Source organism: Rathayibacter sp. AC182, assembly GCF_979253875.1.
In genome coordinates this window covers 519,952-540,235 of sequence record NZ_CEEDEK010000005.1, presented here as the reverse complement: position 1 = coordinate 540,235, position 20,284 = coordinate 519,952, and the positions used below count along the sequence as shown (strand labels likewise).

The window sequence follows — 20,284 nt, the reverse complement described above, 5'->3', positions numbered from 1 at the left end:
GCCCGGAGGGTCCCCTCCTGCTGATCGAGTAGGCCCCCGGGGCCGTATCGAGATTCCCGTCACCCGAGCGGCAGGCCTCCCCGCGCGGCTACTCGACCAGCGGGGCGTCGAAGCGCTCGCCCTCGGCACGGCCGGGCATCAGGAACCAGATCATCAGCACCACCCAGCCGGCGATCGGGATCAGGATGATCAGGAACCACGTCCCGCTCCGACCGACGTCGTGCAGGCGCCGCCAGATCAGCGCGAGCCCGGGGATCAGCGTCGCGAGCGCGATCAGGACCGACAGCCCGGTGACCCAGGGCGTCGAGAAGTCCGATCCCGTCGTGAACGGCGAGGTCGTGAAGGTGTACCGCGACAGCGACCCGTCGGCCCACCGCAGCAGCAGGTTGACGACCAGTGTCGCGAGGATGATCCACCAGTACTCGCGCGGCTCGCGCGCCCGCTGAAGGTCGCGTACTTGCGGAAGAAGCGGGCGATCGCCTCCCCGGCGGGCGCTCCCGGGTAGGGCAGGTGCAGCGGAGGAACCGTGGTGCGGCTCATGCGGAAGCTCCGGAGTCGGTGGTCGTCTGGGCCATCCTCCGACGCTACGCCGCGGAACGCCGCGCGCCCTCCCTCGCGAGGGGAGCGGACGTGCTCGGCAGCGGATCGCATCCGCTCGTACTCGGCGGAGCGCTCGAGACGACGCGGGACGGGGTGCGACGACCAGCGACGGCCCGGTCCGCGCCGACTCCGTGCGCCGGGCGACATGCCAGTGGACGCAGGACGGGGTGCGACGACCCGCCAGGGCCCGGTTCGCGTCCCGTCGGGCACCCGGGCGCCTCGCGAGTGGAGGCGAAACGGGCGCCGGCGTCGGCTACGCGCTCACCCGCTCCGCCCGACCCTGCACCGGCGCCGCCGCGCGCCCGCGCGCCACTCCACCAGCAGGCTCACGACGAGCCCGAGCGCGACGATGCCGAGCGCGACCCACGGCAGCGCGCCGAGGCCGCTGCCGTCGATGACCAGGCCGCCCACGATCGCTCCGCCGCCGATGCCGATGTTGAACGCCGTCGTCTGCAGGGCGGCCGCGAGGCTGCGCAGCTGGAACGACGCGGTCTTCAGCATCCGGGTCTGCAGCATCGCGGGGATGCCTCCGAACGCGATGTTCCAGACGATCGCCGCGACGACCACGAGCGCCGGCACTCCCTGAGCCCGCCGCGAAGGACAGGCCCGCGAGCGCCGCGAGGACCGCGAGGGCCGCGACGACGAATCCGGAGCGGGGGAACCGGTCGGTCGCGAAGCCGGCGAGCACGAAGGCCCACGGCACCGCGCCGCCGAAGGCGAACAGCACGAGCGGGATCGAGTCGGGCGCGAACTGCGCCTCCCCGAGCCACGGCGTGATGTAGGTCGAGAGGGTGTTCTGGCCGATCAGCACCAGGAGGATCACGAGGCAGACGCCGAGGATCCGCGGCAGCGAGCGGTCCTTGCGCGCCGGGAGCCGGATCTCGCCGGTGCGCACCGGGACGATGTGCTCGACCGCGGGCAGGTAGCGGATGACGACGAGCGCGAGGATCAGCACGATCCCGCCGAGGATCGCGAACGTCGGACGCCAGCCAGCGCGTGTACCGAGCGCCGTGCCCACCGGCACGCCGAGCACGAGGCCGCCGAGCCTCCGCCCGCCGTGATCGCCGTGGCCCGGCCGAGGTGCTCGGGAGCGACGAGGTGAGCGGAAGTAGGCGGCGACGACTGCCCAGAACAGCCCGTGCGCGAGTCCGCCGAGGATCCGCGCGCCGACCAGCAGCTCGAAGGTCGGCGCGAGGGCGGCGAGGACGTTCGCGACCGCGATGACGCCCAGCGCGACCAGCACGAGGCTCTTGCGCGAGGAAGCGCTGCGTGACGAGGGTCCAGCGGAGTTGTCGCCACCACGACCGTCGCCGCGAAGATCGTGACCAGCTGGCCGGTGAGCGGGATGCTCACGCCGAGATCGCGCGACATGTCGGGGATGAGCCCGGTCGGCAGGAACTCGCTCGTCACCGACACGAAGATCGCGCCGGCCAGCGTGAGCAGGCCGATCCAGGGGAACACGGGGGTCTTGACGTCGGTCAACAGGGTCCAAGCGGGGAGGGGCGGAGGGGGACCCTCCAGCGTCGCACGCCGGGGCGGCCCCGTGCGGGAGCCGACGGATTCTGGACAGCGGGTGTTCACCCGGGCGGGTCAGCCGGGGCCGGGCTGCGAGAGGTACGCGTGCCAGGCCGATTCCCCGTCGACCCACTCGATGCGCGCGTCGCAGACGGATCCCTCGGGATCGGTGAGGAGGATCCGGGCGGAGGTGGGGATGATGTCGGCGTGGATCGCGGGGGCGGGTGCCCGGACGGCGATCGGACCACAGCTCGCGGCCAGGGCGGCGAGGGCGGAGCGGTCGGTCGCCGGGAAGTGCTTCTCGAGGTCGCGCGACGGAATCGACCGCGGACAGGTCGTCGGCGAGGATCGCGGCGACCCGCTCGTTCTCGCCGTCCGGAGGACGTCGTGGCCGCGATCCGCCGCGAGCGTCGCGATCGCCGTCAGGACCCCGCCGACGAGGAGCACCGACGCGCCGCCCACCGCCCACCAGCGCTCACGCATGCACGGATCGTTGCGCCTGCCGTCGTCGACCGCAAGTGCGGACTTCCCGCGCGTGTTCCGCCGACCGCTGTCGTGGACCTACGGTCGTAACCATGCCCACGTCCGTCGCCCGCCGCCGCCTCGCGATCTTCGCCTTCATGCTCGTCTTCGGAGTCGGGATGGCGTCGTGGGTCGTCCGCACGCCCGCCGTCCGCGACCTCCTCAGCGCCTCGACCGCGCAGATGGGGCTCGTGCTGCTGGGTCTCTCCGGTCCGGCTCGATGACCGGGGTGCTCTCCTCCGCCGCGATCGTGCGCCGCCGGGGAGTGCGCTTCACGGTGACGATCGGCGGCCTCTCGTTCACGAGCGGAGTGGCGCTCGTCGGCCTCGCCGCGAACCTCTCGTCGGCGCCGGGCGTCTTCGTCGGCCTGGCGCTCGTGGGCCTGGGCATCGGCGTGTCCGAGATCGCCCTCAACCTCGAGGGCGCGGCGCTCGAGGCGGTGTCGGGCCGCTCCGTCCTGCCCGCGCTGCACGGCTGCTTCAGCCTCGGCACGGTGATCGGCGCCGTCGCGGGCATCGGACTCACCGCCGTCGACTTCCCCGTCCTCTGGCAGCTGCTCGCGGTCGCGGCGCTCAGCCTGGCGCTGCTGGTCACCGTGATCCGCTCGGTGCCGAGCGACACCGGCAAGATCGTGCCCGGCACGCTCCGGAGAGCCGGCGGCCGTGCGCACCGGCGGTCCGGTCTGGCGGCAGCCGCGCGTGCTCGCGCTCGGCGCGATCGTGCTCGCGCTGGCGCTGGCCGAGGGCTCGGCCATGGACTGGCTGCCCCTGCTGATGGTCGACGGCTACGGAGCGACCGCCACGGTCGGCACCATCGTGTTCGCCGGCTTCGCGGCCGCGATGACCGTGGGCCGCTTCGTCGGCGCTCCGCTGCTGGCCCGGTTCGGCAACGTCGCCGTGCTGCGCGCGAGCGCCCTGGTCTCGGCCGCGGGCATCGCCGTCGTCGTCGTCGCCGACAGCGCCGCGATGGCCGGAGTCGCGGTCGCGCTCTGGGGACTGGGCGCGGCGCTCGGCTTCCCGGTCACGCTGTCGTCGGCCGCCGACAGCGACGACCCGACGGCCACGGTCTCGGCCGTGGCGACCGCCGGCTACGTCGCGTTCCTGGTGGGTCCGCCGCTGCTCGGGTTCCTCGGCGAGCACTTCGGGCTGCGCGGGGCGATGATCGTGGTCCTCGTGCTGGTCGCGGCGGTGTCGCTGCTGACGGGAGCGGCGCGTCCGCGCGCGACCTCCGCTGCGGAGCCGGTGGCCGAGGCGGCCTGACGCGGACTTCTGCACCGGAGGCGGCGCATCGAGCGGCGGCGTCGGAGGTGCCCGGACGGGCCTCGGAAGTGAGGCTCCGCGACGCGATCCGGCGATTCTCGCCCTGATCTCCGCGCTCGGACTTCGTTGTGCAGGCCGAGTTGTTCGCAACCGAGGTCAGGAGCTGCTCGAACGGCTCGAACGGACTCCGCGAGGCCTACTGGCCTCGGTTACGAACAGGAGCAGAGGGCGGCGAGGCGGGACGCGGATGCGTGCCGGTCGAGTAGCGCCGGAGGCGCGTATCGAGACCCCCGGCTACGATATCGGCGGCCTGGGCCGGCTCAGTCGAGCGTGTACGCGCGCCCGTTGATGAGGAGGGTGTCCGAGGAGCTGTCGACGCCGCGGTCCTCCGACGTGTTCGACGTCTCGGCGGCGGCCGCCGTCTGGGCGGCGACGCCCGACGTGAGCAGGAGTCCGGCCGCGAGGGCGGTGATCATCTTCGTGCGGTTCATCGGCGTCGTCCTTGGCGTCGTGGTGTCGGCCGCACTCCGGGTCCGGAGGCGTCGTGCGGGCGAGACCACGGTCGGAGTCGAGGAGGGCCCTGGGTCGTTGCTGTGACCCGTCTGTGCGTCGTTGCGGCGGAGCGGCCGAGCCGCTCTCCACCCTATGTTCACCTCGCCATCCGCGGAAGAGCTGCGGCGGCTCACTCCGCCTCGGGTGGGAACACCACGCCCTTCTGCAGCACGAAGCAGCCCCACGGCGCCGGATCGAGCACGTGCACGACGGCGAACGCCGACCGCGCGCGCTCGTAGAACTCGAGCCGCGGGATCACGCCCCACTCGAGCGGCCGCGGGTGCGCGCGTCGGGCGATCGCGAGCACCGCGTCCTGCTCGGGAGTCGTGACGGACGGGTCGCCGTCGACCTCCATCCGCTCGAGCGGGGTGTCGACGAAGACGTCGAGCGGGAAGACGCTGAGCACGGCGCTCATCGCCCGGCTCATCGTGGCCTCGCCGAGGTGCACGACGGGCAGACCGGTGGCGACGGCCGGGAAGTTGCGGTCGACGAGCAGCAGCTGATCGCCGTGGCCCATGTCGTCGAGCAGGTGCAGCAGCGCGCCGAGAGCAGCGGATCGACGCCCTTCAGCACGGGAGCGCCTCCGCTCGGCCGGCAGTGCAGGGCGCGGTCGGGCGCCGGGAAAGGGATTCCACGGGTCGTTCTCCTCATCGTCGAGTCGAAGTGGCTCGGAATTGGCGAACCGGTTGACAGGCTACCGAACCACGTGCCACCGTGCCATCAGCAGCTGCACCGGATGTCCCGCGCCAGCCGCTCAGCCGGCCCGCCGCCCGCTGCCGTTCACCGCCGAACACCTCCCCTGGGAGCGACATCGATGTCCCGATCCTCACGACGACCCGTCCGAGCGTGGATGGTCCTCACCGCTCTCGCCGCCGTCGTCCTCGTCGCCGCGGCCTTCAACGTGAAGGTCGTGAGCGCCTCCGACGCCGACACCGCCGCGTCCGAGGGGCAGCTGGATCCCGCCGCCTACGCCGCCGAGCGCTTCGACGACATCGCCGCGCAGGTCGAGGACGAGGCCGTCCCGCTGGCCGACCTGCTCGCCCGGCTCGAGGGCGGCGCCGACGAGGCCGAGTTCGGCAACACGTCGGGAGCGAGCAGCGCCTACGCGTTCCCCGTCACCTTCACCGCCGTCGCCGGCACCGCGACTCCGCCGATCCTCCCGGTCACCGTCGAGGGCGTGCCCGCCGAGACGACCGTGCAGGTGCAGATCGGCCCGGCGCTCAACGGCACGGCGCTGCGCGACGTCACCGGCGAGATCTCGTTCAACGAGTTCACCAACCAGCTCGAGTACCAGAACGTGTCGACCGAGCTGAACGACCTCGTGCGGACCGACGTGCTCGAGGGCTTCGACGCCGCGGCTGCCGCAGGGAAGACCGTCGAGGTCACCGGCGCGTTCCTCCGCGTCAATCCGCAGCTCGTGTCGGTCGTCCCCGTCTCGATCGAGGTGATCGGATGACCGGCGAGGTCGTGATGCGCGCCGTCGGCATCACGAAGGTCTACGGGGCGACCCGGGCGCTCAAGGGCGTCGACTTCGAGATCCGGCGCGGATCCGTCACGGTGCTCTTCGGCGAGAACGGCGCGGGCAAGTCGACGCTGATGAAGATCCTGAGCGGAGTCGAGACCCCCACGGCGGGCACCCTCGAGCTCGACGGCGAGCCGCTGCAGCTGCGCGGCACCGTGGACGCGGTCGAGAAGGGCATCGCGATCATCCATCAGGAGCTGAGCCTCGCCCCGAACCTCAGCATCCAGGACAACATCTTCATGGGGCGCGAGCTGGCCCGCGGCGGGCTGATCATCGACTCCCGGACGCAGGCGTCGCAGACCGTCGAGCTGCTCGCGCGGCTGCAGGAGCCGCTGGACCCCAAGACGCTGGTCGCCGACCTGCGTCTGGGCCAGCAGCAGCTCGTCGAGATCGCCCGGGCACTGGCCGGTGACGCGCGGGTGCTCATCATGGACGAGCCCACCTCCGCCCTCAGCGGCAGCGAGGTCGAGGTGCTCTTCGAGTCATCCACGACCTGACCTCGCGCGGCGTCGCGATCGTCTACATCTCGCACCACCTCGAGGAGGCGCTCGAGATCGCCGATCACGCGGTCGTGTTCCGCGACGGCGAGCTCGTCGCCCGCGGCGACCGCCACGAGATCGACATCAACTGGGTGATCGCGAACATGGTCGGCCGCAACGCCGACGACCTGAACCCCGATCTGCTCGAGACGTTCGGCGAGCCGGTCCTCGAGATCGACGGCGTGAGCGTCGCCGATCCGTCCGAACCCCAGCCGCCTCAGCGTCGACCGGCTCAGCCTGACGGTGCGGGCCGGGGAGATCGTCTGCCTCTACGGCCTGATGGGCGCAGGCCGCACCGAACTGCTCGAGGCGGTCGCCGGGCGACTGGCCCTGCGTGACGGGGACGTGCGCCTCAAGGGCGTCTCGGTGAAGGGACTCGACGTCCGCCGGCGCATCGCCCGCGGCCTCGCGCTCGTGCCCGAGGACCGGCAGCGGGACGGACTGGTGCAGACCATGTCGGTCGGCGAGAACCTCTCGCTCGCGTCGCTGCTCGACTTCGTCCGCGGCGGCTTCCTCCGCCGCGGCCCCGAGCGCGCCTCCGTCGACGCGGGCGTGCGCGACGTGCGGGTGAAGACCGCCGGACCGCAGGCCTCCATCACCTCGCTCTCGGGAGGCAACCAGCAGAAGGTCGTCATCGGGAAGGTCCCGATGACGCAGCCCGACGTGCTGCTGCTCGACGAGCCCACCCGCGGCATCGACGTCGGAGCGAAGGCCGAGATCTTCGCGCTCATGGCGCGGAGGCGCGGCGCGGACTGGGCGTCCTCTTCGCGACGAGCGAGATCGGCGAGGCGCTCGGCGCCTCCAACCGCGTGATCGGCGTCGAAGGGCGCATCGTGCGCGAGTTCGACCCCCGCACCGCGGAGCGGGACGACGTCATGGTCGCCAGCGGCGAGACCCATCAGGACCCGGAAGAAGAGGCGCGCACACCGATGACCAGCAGCACCAAGGCCGCGACGAAGCGCGACTTCGACCTCGGCGCGCTCCTCCCGGAGGGGCGGGCGTTCATCGCCCTGATCGCGCTCATCATCATCTTCTCGCTGCTCTCGGACGCCTACCTGACGCTCCCGAACCTCATCACGATGACCCGACACGTGGCGATGAACGCGATCCTCGCGCTCGGGATGCTCTTCGTGATCCTCAAGGGCGGCATCGACCTCTCGGTCGGCTCGACGGTCGGGCTTTCGGGCGTCGTCGCCGGGGTCCTGCTGCAGGGGCTGCGGATCGACGCGCGCTCGACGTGGTCCTTTATCCCAAGGTCTGGTCGTCGTCCTGTGCTCGCTGCTCGTCGGCTAGCTCGTGGGCCTCGTGAACGGCCTGCTCGTGACCCGGTTCAACGTGGCTCCGTTCATCGCGACGCTCGGCATGCTCTACATCGCCCGCGGTGCGGCGCTGCTGATCTCGAACGGATCGACGTACCCGCGGCTCCAGGGCGACGAGTCGCTCGGCAACACGGGCTTCAACCTGACCGGCGGCGGCCGGTGCTGATCCCGATGGCGATCTGGATCATGATCGTCTTCGCCGTCATCGCGCTGATCGTGCTGCGCAAGACGCCCTTCGGCCGCTGGGTCTACGCCACCGGAGGCAACGAGCGGGCCGCCGAGCTCGCCGGCGTGCCGACCAAGCGGGTCAAGATGAGCGTCTACATCATCAGCGGCTTCGGCGCCGCGACCGCCGGCCTGATCATCTCGTCCGAGCTGACCGCCGCCGCCCCGCAGACCGGCGAGAGCTTCGAGCTCAACGCCATCGCGGCCGTCGTCATCGGCGGAGCGGCGCTGACCGGCGGCCGGGGCAACGTGCGCGGAGTGCTGCTCGGCGCCTTCGTGATCGGGTTCCTCAGCGACGGCCTGGTCATCGTCGGGGTCTCGACCTTCTGGCAGATCACCATCAAGGGCGCCGTCATCGTGCTCGCCGTGATGCTCGATCAGACCCAGCAGAAGATCACGCGCAACAAGAACGCCGCACTCGCCTCGTCGAAGGGCGCTCCAACCGAGCCGCCCGCGACGGGGAGCGACGACACGCGGCGGGCGCCTCCGCGCCCGTCGGGAAGCTCTGACCGGCAACGGCGTCGGTCAGCACAGAGAAACGAAAGGTACCGGACACATGATGCGACGCAAGCTCGTTCTCGCCACCGCGACCGTGGCGGTCGCCGCCCTCGCGCTCGTCGGCTGCTCCTCGGGGGGCGGCACGGAGACCAGCGGTGGAGGGGAGTCCAGCGCCAGTGAGGCGGGCGGTCTGATCGCCATCATCACTCCGCCGCTCGAGAACCCCTTCTTCAAGGCCGAGGCGGACGCGGCCCAGGCCGAGGCCGAGAAGCTCGGCTACGAGACCTCGGTCGCGTCCCACGACGACGACCCCAACCGCCAGAGCGGGCTCATCGACTCGGCGATCAGCCAGAACGCGAAGGCGATCATCCTCGACAACGCGGGCGCCGACGCCTCGATCGGCCCGATCCAGAAGGCCGAGGACGCCGGAGTCGCGGTGTTCCTGGTCGACCGCGAGATCAACGCGACCGGCATCGCCAAGTCGCAGATCGTCGCCAACAACGCGCAGGGCGCCGCGGCCGTGGCCGAGGAGTTCGTCGCGGCGCTGCCCGACGGCGGCAACTACATCGAGCTGACCGGCAAGGAGTCGGACACCAACGCGGGCGTGCGCTCGGAGGCGTTCGCCAGCGTCGTCTCGCAGTACCCGCAGCTCGTGCAGACCGCCAAGGAGACCGCGAACTGGAGCCAGGACGAGGCCTTCTCGAAGGTCGAGACCCTGCTGCAGCGCGACCCCGACGTGCAGGGCATCATCGCCGGCAACGACACGATGGCCCTCGGCGCCGTCGCCGCGGTCGAGGCCGCGGGTCTGATCGACCAGATCAAGATCGTCGGCTTCGACGGCAGCCCCGACGCGGTCGAGGCGATCAAGGCGGGCAAGCTCGTCGCCACGGGCCTCCAGCCCGCCGTGCTCATCTCGCAGCTCGCGGTGCAGCAGGCCGACGCCTACCTCACCGACGGCGAGACCGGCGAGGACGAGAAGCAGTCGATCGACTGCATCGTCATCAACGCCGCGAATGCGGAGTCGTACACGCTGTTCGCCCTGGAGTAAGAGGAAGCGGGTTCCGCTCGGGAGCACCTGTTCCTCGCTCCGACGCCCTTGCGGGTGGTCGGGGCGAGGGGCGGGTGCTTCTGCGTGTGGGGATCCGGCCGGGTCGGCAGGGGCGCGCGGCCCCTCGGATCCCGCCGCGTCCGACGGCAGGACGACGGACGGCCCCGGCGCTGGTGCACCGGGGCCGTCCGTCCGCTCGCGGGTCAGACCCGCTTCAGTGCGATCGGTGCGCTCGTGGTCGTGTTGCCGTCGGTGTCGACGGCCTTGGCGGTCACGGGGTAGGTGCCCACGGCGAAGCCCGCCGCGTTCACGGCGAGGGAGTAGCGGCCGTCCTCGCCGAGGACGGCGTCACCGAGCTTCGTGGTGCCGACCCAGTAGCCGACTCCCGCGACGCCCTTGTCGTCGGAGGCGACGGCGACCAGGGTCACGACTCCGGTGACCGACGAGCCGGTGGTCGGGGCGACGATCGCGACGGTCGGTGCCGAGGAGCCGACGGGCGCCGGGGTGGCGGTGGCCGTCGCGGTCGGCGCAGGGGACGGGGACACCGTGGGGGTCACGGTCGGCGTCGGCTTGCCGGGCTTCGGCTTGCCGTTGCCGGGCTTCGCGGTGGCGGTGGGCGTCGGTGTCGGGGGCGTCGGGGTCGCGGTGATGGTCGGCGTCGGCGCGACGGTCGGCGCAGGCGTGACGATCGGAGTCGCGGTCGGCGTCGCTGTCGGAGCCGGAGTGGCGGTCGGCGTCGGGGTGGCGGTCGGAGACGGAGTCGCGGTCGGGGGCTGGGTCGCCGTCGCTGTGGGCGTCGGCGTGGCCGTCGGCGTCGCGGTCGCGGTCGGCATCGGAGTAGCGGTCGCCGTCGGGGTCGCGGTGGCCGTGGGGGTAGTGGTCGGGGTCGCGGTGGCCGTGGGGGTAGCGGTCGGGGTGGCGGTAGCCGTCGGAGTCGCCGTGGGGCTGGCGCTGGGCGTCGGGGCGGCTGTCGGGGTGGCGCCGGGCGTCGGGGTGGCCGTCGGAGTCGTGGCCGCGACGACAGTCAGCTGGATCGGCGCACTGGTGCCGGTGTTGCCGGCGGCGTCGCCCGCCTTCGCGGTGACCGTGTAGGTGGTCCGGGCGAGCGTCGACGTGTTCAGCGGGAGCCGCCATGTGCCGTCCGAGGCGAGGGTCGCGGTGCCGAGACGCGTGGTGCCGGCGAAGAAGCCGACTCGGTGGCGGCGACGTCGTCGGAGGCGCGTGCGACGAGCGTCACCGTGCCGGAGACCGAGCTGCCGGAGGTCGGAGAGGTGATCGCGACCGTGGGGGCGGTGCGGTCCAGCGGGGCCGCGGTGGCCGTCGGGGCGGGGGTGGCGCTCGCCGTCGCGGTCGGCACCGGCGTCGCCGTCGGAGTGGCGGTGGCGGTCGGCACGGGCGTCGCGGTCGGCGTCGGCGTCGCCGTCGCGGTGGCGGTCGGCGCCGGCGTCGCGGTCGGCACGGCCGTCGGGGTCCCAGTGGCGGTCGGGGTGGGCGTCGCCGTGGGCGCCGGCGCTGCGACGTCGTCCCAGATCCCGGCGAGGTACGCCGTGGTCGGCTTCGTGCTCAGCGCGTCGAGCTGGGCGGCGGTCATCGATCCGAGCGTCGGGTCGACCGTGAAGCCGCCGGTCGTCGCGGTCTTGCCGGTCATGTTCGTGCGGGTGTTCACCACGGTGTCCCACAGCGGCTGGAGGGAGCCGATGAAGGTCGAGTCCGAGGCGTCGACGTTGCCGCCGCCCGAGCCCTGGACGGCGCTGAGGCTGCCCGGACCGTTGATGGCCCCCGCGTATCCGGCGCCGCCCGCGAGGAACGGGTAGCGCTGGACGGCGGCGGCGCCGCCGAGCAGGAGCGCCTCCTGGAAGTCGACGTTCTTCACGCCGCCGATGATGGTGGCGCTGTTGTTCGAGGCGAACACGACGGTGTCGCGCACGGTGACCTGACCGGTCACTCCGCCGCCTTCGATCTGGAGCGTGTCGGTGTGGGGTCGAGCGGACCGGTGCCGCCGTAGACCGCGTCGACGTAGTAGGAGGGAGCGATGTAGCCGCTCGACCAGCACGTCGCTCATGATGTCCGGCGCGTACGCCTTGATCTGCGCAGAGTCGCCGTTCTTGAGCTTCGACTCGGGGGCGACGACCTCGATCAGCTCGACGTCCCGCACGGGGATGCCGGCCGAGGCGGCGAGGCCCGTCCAGTTGTCGTTCACCCGCAGCCAGGCGAAGGAGGAGGCGTCGCGCCCTTGACGTCCAGCGAGGCGATGTCGAAGCGCAGGAGCGTGATGCCGGTGACGGCACGCAGAGCCCAGGCGCCGCCGGTCACCGATCGGAAGCCGTCGCGGGCGGTGATGAGCACCTCGTGGTCCCGGCGTTCCGGTAGCCGTTCAGCGCCGACAGGTCGGCGATGTGCCCCGGAGCGACGCGGATGACCGCGCCGGCCGCGATCTGCGCCGTCGTGAGGGCGTCGAGCGCCCGGCGGATCGCGAGACCCGAGGCCGCCACGTCGACGACCGTGAAGCCGGAGTAGGAGGAGCGGATGTCGGGGGTGTCCGACGGGTAGTGCGTGCCGTCCGGCCCGAAGGACGAGGACTCGGCGGCCGAGGCGGGTGCCGCGGTCTGGAGCGCCGCCCCCGTCACGGCGATCCCCGCGGTCAGCGCGATCGCCAGAGCGCGAGGACGGCCTTCCTCCCTCTCGTCGAGGGCGATGCCGGTGCCGTCGGCCTCCGGTGGGGCGACGTCGTGGCGGGAGTGGCTCTGGCCATGTGCGGTGTCCGATCGACTCGTGCTGGGGCGGGGGAGGGGGTCGCCGGAGCGCGTCGTGGCGGAGGCTTCGACGTCGCGTCACGGACCGGGCCCCTCAGCGGGGGAGGACTCCGGCTGCGCGCGTCCCTCCCTCGGGGGCGGGGTCGGACGTGCGCTCCCGTGGCTACCTGCGGTGACGCTATCCGCCGCTCCGAGGCCAGCAGGGCGGGTGAAGAGGAAGCTCCGCGATCGGGGCCCTCGAAGGCGGGTGGCGATCGACGTGAGGCCGTCATCGGAGACCCTGGATGACCCTCGTTCGGGCCGCTCGATCGCAGTGTTCCCGGGCCGTGCGGACTCGTCGCCCGAGAGTGACGGGCGCCACGAGCACCGGGGTCACCGCGCCAGCGCCGCCAGCTCCGCGCGGTTCCGGGCCCCGGCCTTCCGCAGCAGGTTCGACACGTGGAACTTCGCCGTGTTCTCGCTGATGCCGAGGTCGTCGGCGATGCGGTGGTTCGAGGCGCCGAGGGTGATCAGGTGCAGCACCTCGCGCTCGCGGGCGCTGAGGTCGGCGAGGTCGAGGCCGTCGGGCTGAGCGGGCGGGTCCAGTGGCAGGCGGATCGACAGGGTCGAGCCCCAGCCGGCGGTCGAGGCGATGCCGAGGTCGCCGTCGAGACCGCGCACGCGCTCGGCGATGGGGCGGAGGGCCTCGTCGCGGGCGGTGAGCTCGCCGCGGCCGTCGTCGCGGATCTCGATCAGCAGGTTCAGGCCGTCGCAGTCCCACTGGATCCGCACGCGCCGCGTCTGCTCCGGCTCGACGAAGGCGAGCACGGCGCTGCGGACGATCGCGCGGGCCGCGTGGGCGACCTCACCGGGCAGGGCGCGGCCGTTCGCGGGCGGCTCCACGAACTGCACGTCGAGGTCGCCGAACCGCACGAGCGGGCGCAGGTCGCTCGGAGGCGCGCGAAGGCGCCCACGACCGGCTCGAGCATGGCGCTGCGCTGCTCGTCGGTGGCGGTGCGCAGCTCGACCAGGGCGTTGGCGGCGATGTCGATCGCGACGGCGCGGGCGGCGCGGTCGTCGAGGCGCTCGGCGCGCAGGGCGGCGAGGACCGACTCCAGAGCGGCCGCTGCCGGTCGGCCTGCTCGGCGACGGTGCGGGCGTGCTCGAGCAGCAGCGCGCGGGAGGCGGGGAGGAGTCCATCCGACGAACCTACCCGTCCTATCCGTCGAGGAGGCCGCCTACTCGAACGGGTAGGCGGGCCTGCTCCATCAGGGGGCCGACTCCGCCGACCGGTGCGCGCAGGCTGGAGTCATGCCCGACATCGAGGACCACCGCTGACCCCGCGAAGGCTCTGGCCGTGATCGTCGCCGAGGTGACCGCGGCGGCGACGTCCCTCACCGAGGACGACCGTCTCGAGCCCGTCGCCGCGCTGCTCGCCGACGCCGACCGCGTCTTCGTGCACGGCGCGGGCCGATCCGGTCTCGCCCTGCGGATGACCGCCATGCGCCTCATGCACCTCGGTCTCGTCGTGCACGTGGTCGGCGACGTCACCACCCCCGCGATCCGGGCGAGGGCGACGTGCTGCTCACGGCGAGCGGCTCCGGCACCACGGGCGGCATCGTCCGCGCGGGCTCAGTCGGCCGTGGACGCCGGAGCGCGCGTGGCCGCGATCACGACGGCCGCGGGATCGCCGCTGGCCGGGCTCGCCTCCGCGGTCGTGATCGTGCCGGCGGCCGAGAAGCTGCGACCGCTCCAGCGCCGCCTCCGCCCAGTACTCGGGCGGGCTCTTCGAGCAGGTCGTCGTGCTCACCGGCGACGCCCTGTTCCACGCGCTCTGGAAGCGCCGCGGCGAGAGCGCCGACGAGCTCTGGCCGCGCCACGCGGACCTCGAATGACCCGCGCACTCCCCGCACTCCCTACAGAAAGCAGAACCTCATGAAGCTCCAGTTCGCCATGGACACCCTCAGCACCGAGGCCGCCCTCGAGCTCGCCGCCGCCGCGGCTCCGCACGTCGACATCCTCGAGCTCGGCACCCCCCTCATCAAGAGCGAGGGCCTCTCGGCCATCACCGCGATCAAGGACGCCCACCCCGACAAGATCGTCTTCGCCGACCTCAAGACCATGGACGCCGGCGAGCTCGAGGCCGACATGGCGTTCAAGGCGGGCGCCGACCTGGTGACGGTCCTCGGAGTCGCCGGCGACAGCACGATCGCGGGTGCGATCGCCGCCGGGAAGAAGCACGGCAAGGGCGTGGTCGTCGACCTCATCGGAGCTGCCCGACAAGGCCGCCCGCGCCCGCGAGGTCGTCGCCCTCGGCGCCGAGTTCGTCGAGATGCACGCCGGCCTCGACGAGCAGGCGGAGGAGGGCTTCACCTTCGACACGCTGCTGCGCGACGGCGAGTCCTCGGGCGTGCCGTTCTCGGTCGCGGGCGGAGTGAGCACCGCGACGATCGAGTCGGTCCAGTCCGCGGGCGCCGTGGTCGCCGTCGCGGGCGGCGCCATCTACGGTGCGCCGGACGTCGGCGAGGCCGCCGCGGCGCTCCGCGCGAAGATCTCGTAGCCGGGTCGGGGCCGCCCCGCATCTCCGCTCGCTCGACTCTCCAGAAGTTGTCGTACTCGAGCTCGAGTACGACAACTTCCGCGGAGTCGCCGGGCCTGTCCTCCCCGCAGCCTGCGCGTGCGCGCCCACCTCACACAGTCGTCGTACTCGAGGCCGAGTACGACGACTTCTGCGGACTCGCCGCGCGGACGGGGTCGCCGCACCCGCCTCACCGGTCAAGCCCCTCCCGGCCCGCCGCTCCCCGCGATTGCCTGGAGGACCCGACACGACAGGAGCACCCTTGCATCCCAGCACCACCCGCATCGCCCCCATCGAGACCTACTCCGACGACGACGGCTGGCACAACCGCATCGCCGACGCCCGCGTGCCGCTGACGCACCACGCCGACCGCGACGAGGCCGAGCGCGAGGGCGCCCAGATGGCCCGCCAGCGCGGCGGCGGCCACGTGGTCCGCGACTGACGCGCTCCCGACAACCGTCCCTTATCGCTCCGTCTCCCGCACGGTCAAGTCTCTGTCCGGCCCCGCCGCCCCGGCCTAACGTTGCCCGTCGTGCCGTCCGACCCCGGGTGCGCACGCGACGAGAGGACGACATGGCGACCACGAGTGGCCCCACGGCACGCCACGCAGGCAGGCCCGACGCGGGCGCCGACGGACAGAAGCTGAAGCGCCGCATCACCGGCCCCCTCCTCTTCTTCTTCATCCTCGGCGACGTGCTCGGCGCGGGGCATCTACGCCCTGATGGGCACGCTCGCGAACGAGGTCGGCGGCGCCGTCTGGATGCCGCTGCTCCTCGCGCTCGGCCTCTCGCTGCTGACGGCCGGCTCGTACGCCGAGCTGGTCACGAAGTACCCGAAGGCGGGCGGCGCCGCGATCTTCGCCCAGCGCGCGTTCCGCCGTCCGATCGTCTCGTTCCTCGTCGGGTTCGCGATGCTCGCGGCCGGAGTGACGAGCGCGGCGGGTCTGTCGCTCGCCTTCGCCGGCGACTACCTCGGCACCTTCCTCGACGTGCCCACGGTGCCCGCCGCGATCGTGTTCCTGATCCTCGTCGCGTGCCTCAACGCCCGCGGCGTGGCGGAGTCGCTCCTCAGCAACACGGTCATGACCGTGATCGAGGTGAGCGGCCTGCTGATCGTGATCGCGTGCGTCGCGCTCCTCGTGGCGGGCGGCGGCGGAGACCTCTCGCGCACCGTCGAGATCGGCGGCGAGCAGGGACCGGCCCTCGCCGTGCTCGGCGGGGCGATCATCGCCTACTACTCCTTCGTCGGCTTCGAGACCTCGGCCAACGTCGCCGAGGAGGTCCGGGATCCCAGCCGCGTCTACCCGCGCGCGCTCTTCGGATCGCTCCTCGCCGCGGGCGCGGTCTACGTCCTCGTCGGCCTCGCCTCCTCGATCGCGCTGCCCGCCGACGAGCTGAGCGGATCCTCCGCCCCGCTGCTCGACGTCGTCACCGCCTCGGGAGTGGGCGTCCCGGCCTGGCTCTTCAGCCTCATCGCGCTGATCGCGGTCGCCAACGGCGCCCTGCTGACCATGATCATGGCCAGCCGCGTCACGTACGGCATGGCCGAGGAGCGGCTGCTCCCCGCCGTGCTGAGCAAGGTCCTGCCGAAGCGGCGCACCCCGTGGGTCGCCATCGTCGTGACCACCGTGGCCGCCTGCCTCCTGACCCTCGTCGGCGATCTGGCGACGCTCGCCGAGACCGTCGTGCTCCTGCTGCTGCTGGTCTTCATCAGCACCAACGTCGCGGTCCTGGTGCTGCGCCGCGACCGCGTCGAGCACGAGCACTTCCGCGTCTGGACGGCGATCCCGGTCCTCGGAGTCGCGTCCTGCGTCCTCCTGCTGACCCAGCAGGACCCGATCGTCTGGGCCTACGGCGCCGCCTTGCTGGGCGTCGGAGCCGTCCTGCACCTCGTGACGAAGCGCCGGAGCGAGCGCGGCGAGCGGGTCCGCGACCGCGACTGAGCGAGGGACTGCAAGGGTCCGAGACGCCGCCGCGCGGCCCGAGCCGTCGTCCCTGTACGGAACCGAGGTCGGGAGGGCTCGCGGGGCCCGCTCGAGTCGTCCGGGCCGCTCCCGACCTCGGTTGCGTACCGCTCGGCCTGCACATCTCAGGCTGAGCGCGGAGATTCGAGCGGACAACCGCGGATTCTGGTCGATGAGCCTGAGTTGTGGGGCTCGCCGGAGGCGGTGGGTCTCGAGACGCCGCCGAGCGGCTACTCGACCAGCGAGGAGTACCCGCTGATCGAGTAGCCGTCAGCCGCAGCGCGGCCGCTCAGCAGCTCCGAGCCGGATACGACGCGGTCGTCGTCGCCGATGCGGCAGCGCCGTCGACGGTGGCCGAGGCGACGACCGTGGCCGAGGCCGCCGGCACCGAGCGCGCCCGCGTCGTGAACGCCTGAGCGGAGCTCGCTCCCGGCGCCACCGTCGCGACCGACTTCGCTCCCCAGGCCGTGGTGACCTGCAGGGCGACGGGCACCGTGCTCGTGTTCGTGCTCGTGACCGTCAGCACGACCTTCCCCGAGACGCAGCGTGTCGAGGCTGCCGCCTGCACCGTCAGCGCCGGGGCCGCCGACACCGTGGTCGGAGTGCCGAGCGAGACGGGGGCGATCGTCACCCGGTCGATGTTCGGGGCGAACGCGGTCGCGTTGCTCAGGACGATCGGAGCCGTGCCGGTGGTCAGCGCGACCGGGATCGTCCGCTCCCAGAAGCTGTTCCACGAGATCGTGTAGCGGAAGTACGCGCTGCCGAGGTGCCGGCGACGCCCTTCTCGCTCACGTCGATGCGGCGGTCGACGACCTGCGGGTTGTAGTCGTGGCGTCCGCTCAGCTCGGCGTTCGAGTAGGTCACGGCGACGTCGTACAGTCCCGCCGCGGCGATGCCCGCGGTGCGCGGGATCTCGATCGTGCTGTCCGCGCCGTTGCCGACCCAGCCGACGTACCGTCCCGAGACGTTCGACCCGGTGCTCGCGTCGAGGGAGGAGGCCGCGGCCGTCCCCGTCAGCGTCGCGTTCTCGGCCTCGATCGTCACGGCGGCGGAGTCGGCCGAGGCCGCGCGCGTCGTGGTCACCGTGCTCAGCAGCACGCCCGAGGGCGAGCGCAGCTCGATCTCGTTGATGCCCTGCGAGAGGTGCAGGCGTGCGGTCGAGACCTCAGTGGCCCGCCGCGTCGGCGGTGACGCTGGTCACCGGTCGGCCGTTGACCGAGACGTCGATCCTCGAGGCGGCGGTCGTGCGGTAGTCGAGCGCCACGTCGTAGTAGCCGGTCTGCCACGCGTTCGCGTAGACGTCGGCGCGCTGTTCGCCCGAGATGCTCGCGGAGCCGCGGGCCCCTGGGCGGTCGTAGACCATGGAGGCCCCGCCGGCGTAGCGGAGGGTCGAGGCCGGGTAGACCGTCGTCTCGCCGTCGGTGATGTCGGTCAGCAGGAGCTTGTCGAGCGTGATGTCGGCGTTCGGGAGGACGGTGGTGCCGTTCTCGCTCGCGCGCAGCGAGAGCACGTGCTGCCCGGCGGTGAGCTGCACGGTCACCTCCGTGCTGCCGCGGTACTGCCACTTCTGCGTGCTCGTCAGCGCCAGGTCGGCCGTGTACTGCACGAGCTGGTTCTTCGCCCCGTCGACGAAGAGCGCGTGCTGCCCGGGAACGCCGGGCGTGGCTCCGATGACCTGGAACCGGTAGGTGCCGTCCCGGGGCACCGTGACGGTCCAGTCGGCCTTCGACGACACGTTGTTGAAGCCGCCGACGTCGCGGCCTCCGGAGGCGAGGAACTTCCAGCCTCCGCCGTCGGTCGGGTTCTGCGTGTACACCTGAGCGCCGGTCCAGAGCGGTGCTCTCGGCCTCGATGCTCGTCTGCCAGACCGGGGTCGTGGTGACGACGCGGTCCTGGGTCGGAGTGATGACCACCTGGTAGGCGGCGTAGCGGTCGTAGCCCGGGATCGACAGATCGAGCGAGCCCGAGGCGAGAGCCGCTCCGTCGAGCGCCGCGACCACGCGGGGGTGCCGTGCAGACCCTGGGCGCCCGAGAGGGTCGCCTCGCGGACCTCGACGTCGACGCTGGTGCCGAAGATCGCGGGATCGAGGCCGTCGAGGTCGAGTGCGACGTTCCCCAGGTCGGCGCCGCCGTACAGCACGGTGGCGCGCTTGTTCACGGTGTCGACCGCTCCGATGCCCTGGAGTGTGTCGGCGACGTCCAGCTGGGGCGGAGTGACGGCGACGGTGTCGGCGCCCTCGAGGTCGCCGTACCACTTGAACATCCACCAGCCGGCGTTCGCGGCGTTGGCCCGGGCGCTGTTGTCCGAGAGGTTGCCGGCGTAGTTCCAGTAGGCCGTCTGCGCGTCGACCTTCTCGTCCTCGAACATCGCGAGCCACTGGATGAGCTGACCGGGCGTGCCCATGTCGCGCAGCATCCCGTACTCGGTGATGTTGATCGGGATGTCGGCGATGCCCCTGGCGTCCTCGAGACCGCGGTAGTGCTCGAGGTGCGAGCGGAAGGTCGCGAGGTTGTCGATGCCCAGCTCGTGCCAGATCATGATCTGCGGCAGCGTGCCCGACGCCTTCGCGTGGTCGAGGAAGTCGGCGGTGCGGACGGGCTGGTAGGCCGCGTCGCCGGGACCGCCGACGCGCGCGGTGCCGAGTCCGTGCCGCGCGTAGACCTCCTGGATCTTCTCGTAGGCGGCGTCCCAGTCGGCCAGGAAGGTGTCCTTCAGCGCGCCCCAGTCGTTGTACCAGTTGCCGCCGTCGGGCTCGTTGAACGGGATGTGCACGTAGTCCTCGGGGCGGTCGGACTGCGTCGCCACCGCCTCTGTCACGAACTCGACGATCTCGAGGTAGTCCCACACCCCGTTGGGCGTGCTCGTGTACGTGCCGGTCGCCTGGTCGTAGGTGCGGGTGTCGCCCGGCCGTCGGCCGCCGTTGTACGCCCAGTCGGGGTAGTAGTCCTGCGTGTAGATGTACATGTCCTCGCCGTGCTTCGCGAAGAAGCCGTCCTCCACCTTGAGCGAGTCACCGCTCGGGTGCTGGGTGCCGTACGGCGCCTTCTGCGAGGTGTTGGTGATGTGCGCGCCGTCGATCAGCGCCTGGGTGGGCGCTCCGGCGTCGCCGAAGCCGTAGAGCGTGCCGGTGGCACCTCCGCGGAAGGCTCGGTCGACTGCGAGAAGTCGACCGCGAGGGTCTCGGTCCCGTCGGCGGCGGAGGCGGGCGCGACGGCCGCGAGGCCGAGGCTGCTGAGTGCGACGCCGGCGGCTGCGGCGCAGGCGATCGTTCTGGAGGCTTTCTTCATCGAATGCTCTTCCCGTGAGGCGGGGCCGGCACGGACGTGCCGGCGGGGGAGAGGATCCGGCCGGTGCCGGGGCGGGCGCGGCGCTCGGACCCTCAGGGAGGGACGATAGCGATTTCATGCGGGG

The 20,284-nt window shown here is 72.2% G+C and carries 22 protein-coding genes and 3 pseudogenes; 13 read left to right on the top strand and 12 right to left on the bottom strand.

Annotated elements, in window-relative coordinates; translation table 11 throughout:
- Positions 1 to 88 precede the first annotated feature (88 nt).
- The 3 genes from AC0CII_RS13290 to AC0CII_RS13280 form a co-directional block, all read right to left on the bottom strand.
- Entirely contained in the window at positions 89 to 379 is a 291-nt protein-coding gene (locus AC0CII_RS13290) for a DUF805 domain-containing protein (protein WP_465230908.1), read from the bottom strand.
- A 474-nt stretch (positions 380 to 853) separates the two neighbouring features.
- Entirely contained in the window at positions 854 to 1,843 is a 990-nt protein-coding gene (locus tag AC0CII_RS13285) for an MFS transporter (RefSeq protein ID WP_465229705.1), read from the bottom strand.
- A 347-nt stretch (positions 1,844 to 2,190) separates the two neighbouring features.
- Entirely contained in the window at positions 2,191 to 2,598 is a 408-nt protein-coding gene (locus AC0CII_RS13280) for a hypothetical protein (protein ID WP_465229704.1), read from the bottom strand.
- Between the two features lie 92 nt (positions 2,599 to 2,690).
- Here AC0CII_RS13280 and AC0CII_RS13275 point away from each other — a divergent pair, with 92 nt between their 5' ends.
- Together AC0CII_RS13275 and AC0CII_RS13270 are read left to right on the top strand one after the other, a co-directional pair.
- Positions 2,691 to 2,861, top strand: a complete 171-nt coding sequence (locus AC0CII_RS13275) for a hypothetical protein (protein WP_465229703.1) — start codon at positions 2,691 to 2,693, stop codon at positions 2,859 to 2,861.
- Between the two features lie 438 nt (positions 2,862 to 3,299).
- Complete coding sequence (locus AC0CII_RS13270; protein ID WP_465229702.1) at positions 3,300 to 3,896, top strand: MFS transporter; 597 nt, start codon at positions 3,300 to 3,302, stop codon at positions 3,894 to 3,896.
- Between the two features lie 320 nt (positions 3,897 to 4,216).
- Here AC0CII_RS13270 and AC0CII_RS13265 read toward each other — a convergent pair whose 3' ends face one another.
- Positions 4,217 to 4,387, bottom strand: coding sequence for a hypothetical protein (locus tag AC0CII_RS13265; RefSeq protein WP_465227440.1), 171 nt, complete (start codon positions 4,385 to 4,387; stop codon positions 4,217 to 4,219).
- A 191-nt stretch (positions 4,388 to 4,578) separates the two neighbouring features.
- Complete coding sequence (locus AC0CII_RS13260) at positions 4,579 to 4,977, bottom strand: RbsD/FucU family protein (RefSeq protein WP_465230907.1); 399 nt, start codon at positions 4,975 to 4,977, stop codon at positions 4,579 to 4,581.
- A gap of 321 nt (positions 4,978 to 5,298) precedes the next feature.
- On the opposite strand from AC0CII_RS13260, the gene AC0CII_RS13255 reads away from it, so the two are divergent.
- The 6 genes from AC0CII_RS13255 (at position 5,299) to AC0CII_RS13230 (ending at position 9,599) form a co-directional block, all read left to right on the top strand.
- The gene (locus tag AC0CII_RS13255) at positions 5,299 to 5,904 is read left to right on the top strand and encodes a DUF2291 family protein (protein ID WP_465227442.1); all 606 of its coding nucleotides are present in this window, start codon (positions 5,299 to 5,301) and stop codon (positions 5,902 to 5,904) included.
- Complete coding sequence (locus AC0CII_RS13250) at positions 5,901 to 6,467, top strand: ATP-binding cassette domain-containing protein (RefSeq protein ID WP_465229701.1); 567 nt, start codon at positions 5,901 to 5,903, stop codon at positions 6,465 to 6,467. The genes AC0CII_RS13255 and AC0CII_RS13250 overlap by 4 nt, the downstream gene beginning before the upstream one ends.
- A gap of 74 nt (positions 6,468 to 6,541) precedes the next feature.
- Entirely contained in the window at positions 6,542 to 6,847 is a 306-nt protein-coding gene (locus AC0CII_RS13245; RefSeq protein WP_465229700.1) for a hypothetical protein, read from the top strand.
- Positions 6,789 to 7,322: an ATP-binding cassette domain-containing protein gene (locus AC0CII_RS13240; protein ID WP_465229699.1), complete on the top strand. Its 534-nt coding sequence runs from the start codon at positions 6,789 to 6,791 to the stop codon at positions 7,320 to 7,322. The genes AC0CII_RS13245 and AC0CII_RS13240 overlap by 59 nt, the downstream gene beginning before the upstream one ends.
- A complete protein-coding gene (locus tag AC0CII_RS13235; protein ID WP_465229698.1) occupies positions 7,319 to 8,731 on the top strand; it encodes an ABC transporter permease in 1,413 nt (470 codons plus the stop codon). The genes AC0CII_RS13240 and AC0CII_RS13235 overlap by 4 nt, the downstream gene beginning before the upstream one ends.
- On the top strand, positions 8,613 to 9,599 hold the full coding sequence (locus tag AC0CII_RS13230; protein WP_465230906.1) for a substrate-binding domain-containing protein: 987 nt from the start codon (positions 8,613 to 8,615) through the stop codon (positions 9,597 to 9,599). The genes AC0CII_RS13235 and AC0CII_RS13230 overlap by 119 nt, the downstream gene beginning before the upstream one ends.
- Positions 9,600 to 9,802: 203 nt before the next feature.
- On the opposite strand, the gene AC0CII_RS13225 is transcribed toward AC0CII_RS13230, so the two are convergent.
- Positions 9,803 to 10,156, bottom strand: a complete 354-nt coding sequence (locus tag AC0CII_RS13225; protein ID WP_465231109.1) for an Ig-like domain-containing protein — start codon at positions 10,154 to 10,156, stop codon at positions 9,803 to 9,805.
- Here AC0CII_RS13225 and AC0CII_RS13220 point away from each other — a divergent pair.
- The gene (locus AC0CII_RS13220; protein ID WP_465231108.1) at positions 10,146 to 10,691 is read left to right on the top strand and encodes a hypothetical protein; all 546 of its coding nucleotides are present in this window, start codon (positions 10,146 to 10,148) and stop codon (positions 10,689 to 10,691) included. The genes AC0CII_RS13225 and AC0CII_RS13220 overlap by 11 nt on opposite strands.
- A gap of 25 nt (positions 10,692 to 10,716) precedes the next feature.
- Here the strand turns inward: AC0CII_RS13220 and AC0CII_RS13215 are convergent, their stop codons facing one another.
- The 3 genes from AC0CII_RS13215 to AC0CII_RS13205 all read right to left on the bottom strand — a co-directional run bounded on the left by AC0CII_RS13215 (position 10,717) and on the right by AC0CII_RS13205 (position 13,531).
- Complete coding sequence (locus AC0CII_RS13215; protein ID WP_465229697.1) at positions 10,717 to 11,799, bottom strand: hypothetical protein; 1,083 nt, start codon at positions 11,797 to 11,799, stop codon at positions 10,717 to 10,719.
- 109 nt (positions 11,800 to 11,908) lie between these two features.
- Complete coding sequence (locus AC0CII_RS13210; RefSeq protein ID WP_465229696.1) at positions 11,909 to 12,226, bottom strand: hypothetical protein; 318 nt, start codon at positions 12,224 to 12,226, stop codon at positions 11,909 to 11,911.
- 498 nt (positions 12,227 to 12,724) lie between these two features.
- The gene (locus tag AC0CII_RS13205) at positions 12,725 to 13,531 is read right to left on the bottom strand and encodes a LuxR C-terminal-related transcriptional regulator (protein WP_465229695.1); all 807 of its coding nucleotides are present in this window, start codon (positions 13,529 to 13,531) and stop codon (positions 12,725 to 12,727) included.
- Positions 13,532 to 13,703: 172 nt separating this feature from the next.
- Between AC0CII_RS13205 and hxlB the strand changes: the two are divergent.
- From hxlB to AC0CII_RS13185, 4 genes and pseudogenes are all read left to right on the top strand, one after another.
- Positions 13,704 to 14,226 (top strand): annotated as a pseudogene (gene hxlB, locus AC0CII_RS13200) (6-phospho-3-hexuloisomerase).
- Between the two features lie 40 nt (positions 14,227 to 14,266).
- A pseudogene (gene hxlA, locus AC0CII_RS13195) lies at positions 14,267 to 14,891 on the top strand (3-hexulose-6-phosphate synthase).
- Between the two features lie 280 nt (positions 14,892 to 15,171).
- Positions 15,172 to 15,351, top strand: coding sequence for a DUF2188 domain-containing protein (locus AC0CII_RS13190; RefSeq protein ID WP_465227448.1), 180 nt, complete (start codon positions 15,172 to 15,174; stop codon positions 15,349 to 15,351).
- A gap of 131 nt (positions 15,352 to 15,482) precedes the next feature.
- Positions 15,483 to 16,851, top strand: a pseudogene (locus AC0CII_RS13185) (APC family permease).
- A gap of 310 nt (positions 16,852 to 17,161) precedes the next feature.
- Here AC0CII_RS13185 and AC0CII_RS13180 read toward each other — a convergent pair.
- The 3 genes from AC0CII_RS13180 to AC0CII_RS13170 all read right to left on the bottom strand — a co-directional run bounded on the left by AC0CII_RS13180 (position 17,162) and on the right by AC0CII_RS13170 (position 20,278).
- Entirely contained in the window at positions 17,162 to 17,503 is a 342-nt protein-coding gene (locus AC0CII_RS13180; protein WP_465229694.1) for a hypothetical protein, read from the bottom strand.
- 62 nt (positions 17,504 to 17,565) lie between these two features.
- Entirely contained in the window at positions 17,566 to 17,970 is a 405-nt protein-coding gene (locus tag AC0CII_RS13175; RefSeq protein ID WP_465229693.1) for a carbohydrate-binding protein, read from the bottom strand.
- Between the two features lie 67 nt (positions 17,971 to 18,037).
- Positions 18,038 to 20,278, bottom strand: a complete 2,241-nt coding sequence (locus tag AC0CII_RS13170; RefSeq protein WP_465229692.1) for a carbohydrate-binding protein — start codon at positions 20,276 to 20,278, stop codon at positions 18,038 to 18,040.
- Between the last annotated feature and the right edge of the window lie 6 nt (positions 20,279 to 20,284).

Excerpts from the sequence above, each read along its gene's own strand:
- AC0CII_RS13280 (WP_465229704.1), bottom strand. The coding sequence starts at position 2,598 with ATGCGTGAGCGCTGGTGGGCGGTGGGCGGCGCGTCGGTGCTCCTCGTC.
- AC0CII_RS13275 (WP_465229703.1), top strand. The coding sequence starts at position 2,691 with ATGCCCACGTCCGTCGCCCGCCGCCGCCTCGCGATCTTCGCCTTCATG.
- AC0CII_RS13265 (WP_465227440.1), bottom strand. The coding sequence starts at position 4,387 with ATGAACCGCACGAAGATGATCACCGCCCTCGCGGCCGGACTCCTGCTC.
- AC0CII_RS13255 (WP_465227442.1), top strand. The coding sequence starts at position 5,299 with ATGGTCCTCACCGCTCTCGCCGCCGTCGTCCTCGTCGCCGCGGCCTTC.
- AC0CII_RS13250 (WP_465229701.1), top strand. The coding sequence starts at position 5,901 with ATGACCGGCGAGGTCGTGATGCGCGCCGTCGGCATCACGAAGGTCTAC.
- AC0CII_RS13240 (WP_465229699.1), top strand. The coding sequence starts at position 6,789 with ATGGGCGCAGGCCGCACCGAACTGCTCGAGGCGGTCGCCGGGCGACTG.
- AC0CII_RS13230 (WP_465230906.1), top strand. The coding sequence starts at position 8,613 with ATGCGACGCAAGCTCGTTCTCGCCACCGCGACCGTGGCGGTCGCCGCC.
- AC0CII_RS13205 (WP_465229695.1), bottom strand. The coding sequence starts at position 13,531 with ATGGACTCCTCCCCGCCTCCCGCGCGCTGCTGCTCGAGCACGCCCGCA.
- AC0CII_RS13170 (WP_465229692.1), bottom strand. The coding sequence starts at position 20,278 with ATGAAATCGCTATCGTCCCTCCCTGAGGGTCCGAGCGCCGCGCCCGCC.